Consider the following 11,502-nt stretch of genomic DNA (forward strand, 5'->3'; position numbering starts at 1 on the left):
ATGGGCGGCGAGGCGGCGCGCGAGGGCGGCACGGCTCGGGAGGTGGCGGCCCGGTGCGGACTGGTGGCACGCGGCGTGCTGTACGTGCTCGTCGGCGTACTCGCACTGCGCGTGGCGTTCGGCGACCAAGGACCGGAGGCGGACCGCAAGGGCGCACTGCAGGAGCTCGTGGACAAGCCCCTCGGTGGTGTCCTCGTCTGGGCCATCGGCATCGGCCTCGTCTGCATGATGCTGTGGCGGCTGTCCGAGGCGGTGTTCGGCGTGGCCGGGCCCGACGGCGACAAGGCCTCCAAACGGCTCGCGTCGGCGGCCCGGGCCGTGTTCTACGCGGTCGTCGCGTTCTCGGTGCTGTCCTTCGCGGCCGGTTCCGGCGGCGGGCGGTCCGGCGACGAGCAGTCGCGCGACGTGACGGCCAAGGCGATGGAGCTGCCGGGCGGCCCGTGGTGGGTGGGCGCGGTCGGGGCGGCGATCGCCGTCGGGGGCGTCGTCATCGCCGTACGGGCGGCCCTGCGCACGTTCCGCAAGCACCTGGCGCTGGACCGGATGCCCGAAGGGGTCCGCAAGGCGGTCGAGTTCCTCGGCGTCACCGGCGGCGTGGCCCGCGGCACCGTCTTCGCGGCGGCCGGCGCCTTCGTCGTGTATGCCGCGGTGCGCTACGACCCGGCGCAGGCCAAGGGCGTCGACGACACCTTGCGGTCCTTCACCCAGACCCCGGCGGGACCCTGGCTCCTCGTCCTGATCGCCGCCGGGCTCATCCTGTTCGGGCTGTTCTCCTGGGCGATGGCCGGCTGGCGCCGGGTCTGAGCAGTCCCTCAGCCGCGCTCGCGGAGGTACGCCTCCAGCTCGGCGGCCCCGGTCAGCATCGCCCGCCCGCGCGCGGACAGCCGGCCGCGCCAGTCGCCCAGTGCGGCCTCCAGCGGCTCCAGACCGCCGGCTCCCCGCACCTGGGCGATCAGCGGGGCGATCTGCTCCAGCAGGTAGCCGCCCCGCCTGAGTTGGTGGGCCAGCCGGACGTCCCGTACGTCGGCCTCGTCATAGACGCGGTACCCGGTCAGCCGGTCGCGGCGCGGGCGCACCAGCCCGGCGCGCTCCCATGTGCGCAGCGTCGCGGGCCGGATGCCGAGCCGCGCTGCCAGCGGCCCGATGAACGTGCCGCCGGGAGGCCCGGACTCCGCCGCGCCGGGTTCGGACGGCGTGGTGGGCGCCAGGTCGCGCAGCGCGCTCTCCACCGCCTGGAGTGTGCGCCGGTCGTCGAGGAGCTGGGCATGACTCTCGTCGATGAGGCGGAAGGCCTCGTCGACGGCGCCCTGGTTCACGGCCCGCATGACCGACGCCGCCGTCCGGTGGCCGTGGCCGGGCACCAGGGCGAGGAACGCGCCCAGGGCCCGCGCGTGCAGCGGGGCATAGGTGCGGTAGCCGTGGGGTGTGCGATCGGCGGCCGGGAGGATTCCGGCCTCCTCGTAGTTCCTGATCGCCTGCGTGGACAGACCGTGCCCGCGCGCCAGGTCGATCGGCCTGAGCTTCCTATCGCTTTGAAGGTTTCGTCCCACGAGCCCGAGGATATCGCGGAAAAGTCTCAACCGAATCTTCAGCGATAGCGTTGAGGGCATGGCAACTGACATCAAGGACACCGCCCGCGCCGTCGAGGCCGCCGCCGTCATGAAGCTGCTTCCGGCCCGGCCGCGGCTGCTCGCCCTGGGCGAGCCCACCCACGGCGAGGACACCCTGCTCGACGTGCGCAACGAACTCTTCCGGCAGCTCGTCGAGCAGGAGGGCTACCGGACGGTCGCGATCGAGAGCGACTGCGTGCGAGGCCTGCTCGTGGACGCCTACGTCACCTCGGGCACGGGCACCCTCGACGAGGTGATGGAGCACGGATTCAGCCACGGGTTCGGCGCGTCCGCGGCCAACCGCGAACTCGTGCGCTGGATGCGGGCGTACAACGAAGGCCGGCCCGCGCCCGAGCGGCTCCGCTTCGCCGGCATCGACGGCCCGCTGGAAATCACCGGCGCCGCGAGCCCCCGGCAGGCCCTCACCGCGCTCCACGGCTGCCTGTCCGCCCGGGTGGACGCGGATCTGCTCCCCTGCACCGCGGAAACGCTCGACCGCCTGCTCGGCGCCGACGACCGGTGGACGGAACCCGCCGCGATGTTGGACCCCTCCCGGTCCGTGGGGCGGTCGGCCGACGCCAGGGAGCTGCGGCTGCTCGCCGACGACCTGGCGGCGCTGCTCGACGAGCAGACCCCGCACCTGATCACGGCGACCTCGCGGGACGACTGGGAGCGGGCGCGCCTGTACGGGCGCACCGCCACCGGCCTGCTGCGCTACCACTTCTGGATGGCCGACACCTCACCGGGCCGTATGACGCGGCTGCTGGGCCTGCGGGCCCAGATGATGGCCGAAAACCTCCTCGCGATCGCCGCTCGGGGGCCGGCACTCATCCACGCCCACAACGCCCATCTCCAGCGGGAGAAGAGCACGATGCGGATGGGCGGGATGCCGCTGGAGTGGTGGAGCGCCGGCGCACTCGTGAGCGCCCGCCTGGGCGAGGGGTACGCCTTCCTGGCCACGGCGCTGGGCACGATCCGGCACCAGGGAGTGGACACTCCGCCATCGGACACCCTCGAAGGACTCCTGTACGCGCTCCCGGAGGACCGCTGCGTCATCGACGCCCCCCGGCTGGCCACCGCCCTCGGCGACCCGCTGCCCGCCCCCCGCGTATCCCCCTGGTTCGGATACGCCCCGCTCGACCCGGCCCACCTGGCGGACAGCAACGGCATCGTGTTCGTCAAGGACTGCCCGCAGGACTAGCGGGCAAGACACGCCCTAGAGCCGGACCGTCCACTCGGCCGTGGAGCGCAGGGTGCGGGCGATCTTGGGGTCTCGTACCGAGGGGGTGCGGTCCTCCGCCGTGACCGAGAGCCGGTGGGTGCGGAGGTCGAAGAGCCACAGGTCCGCCACCGCCACCTCGGTCCGGCCCTCGAACCTCTTCAGCTCCCTGCCGTCCAGGTACCACCGGACCACGAGCTGGCGCCCGTCCGCTCCGGCCAGCCTCGGCACGGCGGCCTTCGCCGTGTGGCGCATCCGCAGGGTGCGGTCGGTCGGGGTGAGCGGCGTGACGGTCCTCGCGTGCTGGTGGAACCCGCCGATCATCGCCTCGACGCCGGGCAGGTTGAAGGGCTTGCCCAGCACCCGCATGATCGAGTTGTCCGTGGGCCGGTACAGGCCGGTGGCGAAGTAGCCGCCGCCCTCGTACGCGCCCACCGTGCCGCCGTCCGGAGACGGTTCGCCGAGCCAGCGGTACCACTTGGCCCGCTGGGCGGCCATCCGGTCCGCGGGCAGGGCGGAGCTGTTGGATTCGGCGGGCTCGGGGCCGGTGTACTTCTCGTACTCCGGGACGCCGGAGTAGAAGTACTCGTCCGCGAGCTTGCCGAGCGAGTGGCCGGTCTCGTGGATGGCCACCTGACCGGACTTCGCGTGGCCCGCCGAGGCGGTCGATATCCCCTCGTAGCCGAGGGTGGTGCTGCGCTCGTTGTAGCCCGCGCCGCCGTACTTGGCGCTGTTGGCCAGCACGATGACCAGATCGGCCTCCGGCGCCTTCGCCACGTACGCGTCGACCTTGGGCTGGTCGATGCAGAGCAGCCGCTCGATCTCCTCGCACCAGAAGTACGAGCCGAGGGCGGTGTCGCGGACGGTGGCCGGGGTGGGGTCGCCGGAGACTCCGGACTCGCGGGAGACGGCGTCGACCGTCCACACGTTGAAGAGGTTCCGGTAGGTGGTGTACGGCTCGACCGCCGTCACCTCGTCCCACTTCTGCCGGGCATCGGAGCGGAACCGCTCCAACTCGGCGGAGGTGTAGCCGTCGCCGATGACGACGACGTCGAGGCGGTCGGCGGTGGGGCCGTTGTCGATCATCTTGACGACCTCGCCGTCGGCCGCCCGCTCGGCCGCGGAGAGCCCGCCCGCGGTCTTCGCCCGGGCCCCGGCGGCCGGTACCCGGGTGTGGCCGGATCCGGCGTCGCCGCCTTGTTCCGGCCCCGGTATCTCGACCTCCACCCCTGCTGCCGGCGGCGCGTCGGCCGCCCCTGCCGGTGCGGCTGCCACCAGCACGGCGGCCGCGCAGGCCGCCGCGAGGGCGGCCCGCAGTACGGGACCCTTGGCCCGGACTCTGACTGGACGCATGAAGTCCTCCCCCTGGAAAGGAAGTTAAACAAGGAGATAAGTCTGCTGAATCGATTGCTTAAACTAGGTGGCGCACGGGGCGTGCGCAATGGCCTGATCCCCCTGAATACTGGGGAGTTCGAGCAACCAGGGGGATTCCATGGACGAACCGGCCCGTATCGGCAGCAGGGTTCAGCGGATGCGCAACGAACTCGGCATGACTCAGAGACAGTTGGCGGAGCCCAGCTATACCCCCGCCTACATCTCGACGCTGGAGTCGGGCCGGGTCCGCCCGTCCGAGACCGCGCTGCGCTTCCTCGCCGGGCGCCTGGGCACCTCGTACGAGGAGCTGGCCACCGGCCGCCCCGCCCACCTGGCCACCGAGGTGCGCCTCGCCCTGGCCGACGCCCAGCAGACGCTCGCCACCGGCGCCGCCGACGAGGCCGCCGTACGCTACCGGCAGCTGCTCGACGAGGCGGAAGAGCTCGCGCTGGTCCCCGAGCAGGCGGAGGCCCTCCTCGGACTGGGTGACTGCGCCCTGGAGTCGGGGGAGCTCCCGGATGCGATCGGCCACTTCGAGGCGGCCGAGCGTCTCCTGGCCGGTGAGCCGCTGCCCCGCCGGGCCCGCCCCATCCGCGGCCGCGCCGTCGCACACCTGCTCGCCGGAGAGCTGCGCTACGCCTGCTACCTGCTGGAATCCACCATCGACGAACTGGGCGCGAGCGGGCTGGCCGACCCGGAGGCGCTGGTCCTGCTCTACGCCGCGGTGATCGGGCCGTACATCGACATGGGCGCCCACGCCCGCGCCGCCCACGCGGCCGAGCTCGCCCTCGCGCTGGCCCCGCAGGTCAGCGATCCGGCGCTGGTGGCGGGGATGCACCGGCAGGTGGCGCGGACGTTCCTGGCCGAGGGCCGGGTGGCCGACGCCGACGCCTCGCTCGCCAAGGCGCAGGCGATCTACGGGCAGCTGCGGCTGCGGACCGACCTGGCGCACTGCCACTGGATGCGCGGGTACGTACAGGCTCAGAACGGCGAACTCGACTCGGCGGAGCGGGAGTTGCGTACGGCCCGGGAGATGCTGTCCGCCCGCCGCGCCGCCCTGTACACGGCGCAGGTGGAGGTGGAGCTGGCCGACGTGCTGCGCAGGCTCGGCCGGTACGAGGAAGCCGCGGAGCTGCTCTCGGCGCTGCTGGAACTGGGGGACAGCCACGGCGCCGTGCACGCGGGAGGCGCGCACCGGCTCCTCGGCCTGATGGCCGAGGAGCGCGGTGAGACCGAGTCCGCCGAGGAGCACTACGTTCAGGCGCTGGCGCTGCTGGAGCGCAGCGGGGCCACCGGCGACCTCGCGGACCTGTGCCGGATGCTGGGCGACCTGCTGCGCCGGACGGGCCGGACCGAGGCGGCGCTGGACGCGTACCGCACGGGCCTGGGACACCGGGCCGCGCCGGGCACCACCACCCTGGGCCCGGCGCCCGCCGCGCCCGCGTTCGGTTCGGCCAGGATCAGTGGTTCTCGGTGGGCTGGAGATCGCGCGGAATGAGCGCCCAGGTCGTGGCCGCCGCGGCGATCGCGAGCCCGCCGGCCATGAGGAACGCCGGGGTGATCGCGAGGGTGTAGGCCTGCGAGGCGGCGTCGAGCAGGGCCTGGCCGACGGTGCCGCCGAGCCGCTCGGCGGTGTGGGCGGCCTCGCCCACGGAGTCCCGTACCGCGGCGGCGCTCGGTCCGTCCAGGTCCAGGGCGGGCAGGTTGCCCCGGTAGAGCGCGGCCGCGGTGGAGCCGAGGATGGCCACGCCCATGGCCGAGCCCAGTTCGTAGCAGGTCTCCTCGATGGCGGCGGCGCTGGAGACCTCGTCCGCGGGCGCCGCGGAGATCAGCGTGACCGAGGCGACCGTGGTCGCGATCCCGGCGCCCAGGCCCATGACGGTCAGGGCGGCCGCGAAAGCGGGGTATCCGAGGTCGGTGAACTGCTGGAAGGTCCACGGCAGGGCCATGCCGACCGCCAGGACGACCAGGCCGGCACCCAGCACGTGCCGGATCGCGAAGCGCTGCATCAGGGTGGGGGCCACCATCGAGGCGCAGATCAGCGCGAGCGGGGCCGGCAGCAGCCGCAGTCCGGCCTCGAGCGGGGTGTAGCCCTGGCCGTACTGGAACCACTGCGTGACCAGGAAGAGGATCGCGCCCATGCCCACCATGGGCAGGAAGATCGCGGTCGCCGCGACGCTGAAGGCCGGCTTGGCGAACAGCCGTACCTGGAGCAGCGGGTTGTCCCGGTGCAGCTGGCGGCGTACGAAGACGGTCAGCGCGACGGCGGCCAGGACCAGCAGGGCAAACGGGAGCGGGTCCGCGACGCCGCTCTTGCCGAGCTGCTTGATGCCGCCCGCGAGGGCGAGCATGCCGACGATCGACTGGCCGACGCCCCACCAGTCCCACGCGCCGGTGCTGTGCGCGGAGCGGGACTCGGGGAGGTAGCGCAGCCCCGCCGCCACGATGAGGGCGGCGACGGGCAGGTTGAGGAGGAAGGCGGAGTGCCAGCCGTGGTCCTGGACGAGCAGCCCGCCGACGACCGGACCGAAGGCCATGCCGCCGCCGAACACGGCCGCCCAGACGGCCAGGGCGAAGGCGCGCTCCTTGGCGTCGGTGAAGACGCTGCGCAGGATCGACAGGGTGGAGGGCATGATGGCGGCGCCGCCGACGCCGAGGAGGGCGCGGGCCGCTATGACGTGCCAGCCCTCGGTGGCGAAGACGGCCATGAGCGAGGCCACCGAGAAGAGACCGAAGCCCGCCATGAGCAGCCGCTTGCGCCCCCAGCGGTCACCGAGCGCGCCCGCGGTGACCAGCAGGCCGGACAGCGCGAGCGCGTAGACGTCGATGATCCACAGCTGCTGTACGGCGCTCGGCTGGAGGTCGCCGACGAGGGAGGGGAAGGCCACGTTGAGGATCGTGGTGTCCATGGAGATCAGCAGGAGGCTGCCGGAGAGGATCGCCAGGACGATCCACCGGCGGGGGTCGAGCGCGGCGGGGTGCATGAAGTTCCGTTCGGGGTTGTGCACGGGGCGGAGCGGAGCGGGGCGGGATCTACGGTGCGGACGGTGGTCCGGGGGTCCGGGTCCCGCTGAGGAAGGACGTCAGGATCAGGTGGCCGATCTGGCGGGGGGCGAAGTGCCCGTCGCGGACGCCCTCGGCGGCGGCGTCGAGCAGGCCCCACAGCGAGTACCAGATCCAGTACGGCGGCAGGTCGGCGCGCAGCCGCCCCAGCCGCTGGCCGAGGGAGAGGAAGGCCAGCGCTTGCTGGTCCTGCCGGTCGACCCCGGCCCGGAACTCCGGGTCGGCGAGCACGGTGGCGTCGCGCGAGGTGAAGCCGTACAGGTGCGCCGCGGGCAGCAGGGCGACGACCAGCTCCTCCAGTGCGGCGTCGAAGGCCGGACCGTCGGCGGTCTCGGGCAGGTCGGCCGGGGTGAGGCACTCGTCGACCACCTGGATGGCCCGGACCGCGACGGCTTTGAGCAGCGCCTCGCGGGTCGCGTAGCGACGGCTGAGCGTGGCGCGGCTGGTCCCGATCCCGGCGGCGATCTGCACCATCGAGGCGCTGTGATCGCCGGCGAGGACACGCGCGGCACTGTCCAGCAGTTCTTCTTCGTGCACCATGATGAGCCTCCTTCGCCTCGAACGATACAAAATTGTCTCATTCGAGGCAAGCTTGACCCGCCGCTGGTGCCTTCCGCGCGCGCCGTTCGCTACCGTGGGGGGACCATGGACGAGAAGAAGAACGACAGCGCCGGCGCCACCGAGATCGCCGCTGCGGCGAAGTACGAGAAGTGGAAGCAGGACGGCGTGGCCCTGCGCGCCTTCTTCTACATCCTCGGCACCCACGTGTTCGCCGGCTTCGTGTGGCTGCTCTTCCACCTGGGCCAACAGGCCCAGAAGTAACCGCCGGGAGAACTGGGAGACGGCATGCCCGACGACGGCAGGAACGAGAGCGAGGAAGAACGCGCGGACCGGCAGTGGCAGGAGCTGGTGCAGGAGATCCGCGTCGCGCAGACCGGCGTGCAGATCCTCTTCGGCTTCCTGCTGACGGTCGTCTTCACCCCCCACTTCCAGGCCCTGCCCCAGACCGACAAGACGCTCTACATCGTGACCGTCGTCCTGGGATCCCTGTCGACCGGCGCGCTCATCGGCCCGGTCGCGTTCCACCGCATCGTCTCCGGCCGCCGGATCAAGCCCCAGGCCGTCACCTGGGCCTCACGGCTCACCTTCGTGGGCGTCCTCCTGCTGCTGGCCACCCTCACCGCCGCGCTCCTGCTGGTCCTGCGCGTGGCCACGGACAACGCCTTCGTGCCCTGGCTCGTGGCCGGCGTGCTCGCGTGGTACCTGCTGTGCTGGTTCGCCCTGCCGCTGTGGGCGCGCACGCGCTACACGCGCAAGGACTGACGCCGGCCCCTGCCCCGGGTGTGCTACTCCGAGTCCTGATCGGTGCGCGCCCGGGCGCCCGAGCGGGTGCGTCCGGGCGTCTGGGCCCGCTGCGGGTGGCGCCGTACGTACTCGTGCTCCAGCTCGTTCATCCGCTGCGTGTGGGTGACCAGGGCGTCGTCCGACCCGTGCAGCAGGGTCTCGTGGCGCGTGCGGTGGATGGCCTCCAGCTCCTTGAGCAGCCGGCCTTCCTCCAGTTTCCGCGCCGACGGACCGCCGTCGTGCTCCGTCATGGCACGCACACCTCCTCCACGCTCGGTTCGGCCCTCGCCGAAGCGGCCCTCCGCTTCCATCATCTCCTGCCCGGCCCGCGTCAGCAGATGCGCGGCAGTTGCTCTCCGATGGGCAGGTCGACCACCCGGGTGCCGCCGAGACCCGTGCGGGCCACGACCAGACCGGGGTGGGCGGCGACCGCCTCGCCGATCACCGCCGCGTGGCGGCCCAGCGGGTGGGCGCGCATGGCGTCGAGGACGGCGTCCGCGTGCTCCCTCGGGACGAAGGCGACCAGCTTGCCCTCGTTGGCCACGTACAGCGGGTCGAGGCCGAGGATCGCGCACGCGTTCTGGACGGCGGCGGGGACCGGCACGCGGCCCTCCTGGATGACGACGCCGGTCCCGGAAGCGGCCGCGATCTCGTTGAGGGCGGCCGCCAGCCCGCCGCGGGTGGGATCGCGCAGGACGTGGAGGTCCGGGGTGACGGCGAGCATGGTCCGGACGAGACCGCCCAGGGCCGCGCAGTCGCTCTCGATGTCCACGCCGAACTCCAGTCCCTCCCGGACGCTCAGGATGGCCACCCCGTGCAGGCCGATCTCGCCGCTGACGATCACGACGTCGCCGGGAACGACCCGCTGCGGGCGCAGGTCCACTCCGTCGGGGATCAGCCCGATGCCCGCGGTGTTGACGTAGACGCCGTCGCCGTGGCCCGCCTCGACGACCTTGGTGTCGCCGGTCGCCACCTCCACCCCGGCGGCGCGCGCGGCGGCGCCGAGCGCCTCGGCCACCCGCGCCACGACGGACATCTCGACCCCCTCCTCGAGGATGAACCCGCAGGAGAGGTAGGCGGCTTGGGCCCCGGCCATGGCCAGGTCGTTGACGGTGCCGTTGACCGCCAGGTCGCCGATGCTGCCGCCCGGGAAGAACAGCGGCCGCACCACGTACGAGTCGGTGGAGAACGCCAGCCGGACACCGCCCAGGGAGACGGCGGCGGAGTCCCCGAGCTGGGCCAGTACCTCGCCGCCGAAGGCGGGGGCGAAGAGGTGCTGGACCAGTTCGGCCGACAGCGCGCCGCCTCCGCCGTGCCCCATCACCACGCGGGGGCGGTCGCGCAGGGGGGCCGGGCAGGTCCAGCCGGTGATGTCGAGTGCGGTGTCAGGGTGTGCGGTGTCAGGGTGTGCGGTCTCAGGCAACGGGGCTCGCCTCCGGCGAAACGGCGGTCCGGGCGGGAGTGAGTTCCAGCCGGCGGTACAGGTAGTACGCGGCGCACGCGCCCTCGCTGGACACCATCGTGGCGCCGAGCGGGCTGCGCGGGGTGCACAGGGTGCCGAAGGCCTCGCACTCGTGGGGCTTGAGCAGCCCCTGGAGCACTTCGCCGCTGCGGCACTCGGCGGGCTCCCGGGTGTTGATGCCGGTCACCGAGAAGCGGTGCTCGGCGTCGTACTCCCGGTAGCGTGCCGACAGCCGCCAGCCGCTGTCCGGGATGACGCCGATGCCCCGCCAGGCCCGGTCGGTGACCTCGAAGACGTCCTCCAGCATGGCGAGGGCGGCCGGGTTCCCCTCCGGTCGCACGGCGCGCGCGTAGGCGTTGTCGACGGTGTGCTCGCCGCGCTCCAGCTGCCGTACGGCCCGTCGTACGCCTTCCAGGATGTCCAGCGGCTCGAAGCCGGTCACGACGATCGGGACGCGGTGGCGGGCCGCCAGTTCCGGGTACTCCCCCATGCCCATCACACTGCACACGTGGCCGGCCGCGAGGAAGCCCTGGACCCGGCAGCTCGGCGACTGCATGATCGCCTCGATGGCCGGCGGGACGCGGACGTGGGAGACCAGCAGGCTGAAGTTGGGAATGCCCAGCTTCTTCGCCTGGTACACCGTCATGGCGTTGGGCGGCGCCGTGGTCTCGAAGCCGATGCCGAAGAACACCACCTCGCGCCCCGGGTTCTCCTGCGCGATCCTGAGCGCGTCGAGCGGGGAGTAGACGACCCGTACGTCGCCCCCCTCGCTCCGCACCTGGAAGAGGTCGCGGCCGGTGCCGGGCACGCGCAGCATGTCGCCGAACGAGCAGAAGATCACATCCGGCCGGGAGGCGATCTCCAGGGCCTTGTCGATGACCTCCAGCGGGGTGACGCACACCGGGCAGCCCGGGCCGTGGATCAACTCCACCTGATCGGGGAGGAGTTGGTCGATGCCGTGCCGGATGATGGTGTGCGTCTGGCCGCCGCAGACCTCCATCAGGGCCCAGGGGCGGGTCACGGTGGCGTGGATGTCGTCGAGCAGCCGACGGGCGAGCTCGGGGTCCTGGAACTCGTCGATGTACTTCACGGGCGGGCTTCCTCCTGCGCTACGGCTTCGTCCGGGTCGTCGGTGAAGGGCCACGGGGAGCCGCCCGCTGCCGCGGCCTGTTCCCAGGGATCGCCGAACTCCTCCTGCAGCATGCCGAGTTGTGCGAAGAGTTCGAGGGTCTGGCGGGCCGACTCCTCGTCCAGTCGCTGGAGGGCGAATCCCACGTGGACGATGGCGTACTCGCCGACCTGGAGGTCCGGCAGGTACTCCAGGCACACCTCTTTCTGCACGCCGCCGAAGTCGACGGTCGCCATGCGGGTGCCGTCCTTCTCCCCGATGTCAAGCACTCGGCCGGGTACCGCCAGGCACATGGGTTCTC

General features: G+C 72.5%; 13 protein-coding genes. 5 read left to right on the forward strand and 8 right to left on the reverse strand.

What is annotated here, in order from left to right:
• Complete coding sequence (locus tag OHA89_RS04120) at window positions 1–804, forward strand: DUF1206 domain-containing protein (protein ID WP_406365274.1); 804 nt, start codon at window positions 1–3, stop codon at window positions 802–804.
• Window positions 805–812: 8 nt separating this feature from the next.
• On the opposite strand, the gene OHA89_RS04125 is transcribed toward OHA89_RS04120, so the two are convergent.
• Window positions 813–1,550 (reverse strand): TioE family transcriptional regulator, encoded by a 738-nt coding sequence (locus tag OHA89_RS04125; RefSeq protein WP_406365276.1) that lies wholly within the window; start codon window positions 1,548–1,550, stop codon window positions 813–815.
• 58 nt (window positions 1,551–1,608) lie between these two features.
• On the opposite strand from OHA89_RS04125, the gene OHA89_RS04130 reads away from it, so the two are divergent.
• Window positions 1,609–2,811 (forward strand): erythromycin esterase family protein, encoded by a 1,203-nt coding sequence (locus OHA89_RS04130; RefSeq protein ID WP_406365278.1) that lies wholly within the window; start codon window positions 1,609–1,611, stop codon window positions 2,809–2,811.
• Window positions 2,812–2,826: 15 nt separating this feature from the next.
• Here OHA89_RS04130 and OHA89_RS04135 read toward each other — a convergent pair whose 3' ends face one another.
• Window positions 2,827–4,182 carry a M64 family metallopeptidase gene (locus OHA89_RS04135; protein ID WP_215144261.1) on the reverse strand — a complete coding sequence of 452 codons (1,356 nt, stop codon included), beginning with the start codon at window positions 4,180–4,182 and terminating at the stop codon, window positions 2,827–2,829.
• A 139-nt stretch (window positions 4,183–4,321) separates the two neighbouring features.
• Between OHA89_RS04135 and OHA89_RS04140 the strand changes: the two genes are divergently transcribed.
• Window positions 4,322–5,701, forward strand: a complete 1,380-nt coding sequence (locus tag OHA89_RS04140; protein ID WP_266612930.1) for a transcriptional regulator — start codon at window positions 4,322–4,324, stop codon at window positions 5,699–5,701.
• Here OHA89_RS04140 and OHA89_RS04145 read toward each other — a convergent pair.
• Entirely contained in the window at window positions 5,664–7,211 is a 1,548-nt protein-coding gene (locus tag OHA89_RS04145) for an MFS transporter (RefSeq protein WP_406365281.1), read from the reverse strand. The genes OHA89_RS04140 and OHA89_RS04145 overlap by 38 nt on opposite strands.
• Window positions 7,212–7,236: 25 nt before the next feature.
• Window positions 7,237–7,806 (reverse strand): TetR/AcrR family transcriptional regulator, encoded by a 570-nt coding sequence (locus OHA89_RS04150; RefSeq protein WP_257552830.1) that lies wholly within the window; start codon window positions 7,804–7,806, stop codon window positions 7,237–7,239.
• Window positions 7,807–7,911: 105 nt separating this feature from the next.
• Here OHA89_RS04150 and OHA89_RS04155 point away from each other — a divergent pair, with 105 nt between their 5' ends.
• On the forward strand, window positions 7,912–8,088 hold the full coding sequence (locus OHA89_RS04155; protein WP_266612933.1) for a DUF6126 family protein: 177 nt from the start codon (window positions 7,912–7,914) through the stop codon (window positions 8,086–8,088).
• Between the two features lie 24 nt (window positions 8,089–8,112).
• Entirely contained in the window at window positions 8,113–8,589 is a 477-nt protein-coding gene (locus tag OHA89_RS04160; RefSeq protein ID WP_266612934.1) for a DUF6328 family protein, read from the forward strand.
• Window positions 8,590–8,612: 23 nt separating this feature from the next.
• On the opposite strand, the gene OHA89_RS04165 is transcribed toward OHA89_RS04160, so the two are convergent.
• From OHA89_RS04165 to OHA89_RS04180, 4 genes are all read right to left on the reverse strand, one after another.
• Window positions 8,613–8,861 carry a DUF6158 family protein gene (locus tag OHA89_RS04165; protein ID WP_257552832.1) on the reverse strand — a complete coding sequence of 83 codons (249 nt, stop codon included), beginning with the start codon at window positions 8,859–8,861 and terminating at the stop codon, window positions 8,613–8,615.
• 80 nt (window positions 8,862–8,941) lie between these two features.
• The gene (gene hypE, locus OHA89_RS04170; RefSeq protein ID WP_406365285.1) at window positions 8,942–10,033 is read right to left on the reverse strand and encodes a hydrogenase expression/formation protein HypE; all 1,092 of its coding nucleotides are present in this window, start codon (window positions 10,031–10,033) and stop codon (window positions 8,942–8,944) included.
• The gene (gene hypD, locus OHA89_RS04175) at window positions 10,026–11,162 is read right to left on the reverse strand and encodes a hydrogenase formation protein HypD (protein ID WP_266612936.1); all 1,137 of its coding nucleotides are present in this window, start codon (window positions 11,160–11,162) and stop codon (window positions 10,026–10,028) included. Before hypD ends, hypE begins: the two co-directional genes overlap by 8 nt.
• The gene (locus tag OHA89_RS04180) at window positions 11,159–11,494 is read right to left on the reverse strand and encodes a HypC/HybG/HupF family hydrogenase formation chaperone (RefSeq protein WP_215144253.1); all 336 of its coding nucleotides are present in this window, start codon (window positions 11,492–11,494) and stop codon (window positions 11,159–11,161) included. The genes hypD and OHA89_RS04180 overlap by 4 nt, the downstream gene beginning before the upstream one ends.
• Window positions 11,495–11,502: the final 8 nt, after the last annotated feature.

Source organism: Streptomyces sp. NBC_01546 (assembly GCF_045208355.1).
Lineage (GTDB): Bacteria > Actinomycetota > Actinomycetes > Streptomycetales > Streptomycetaceae > Streptomyces.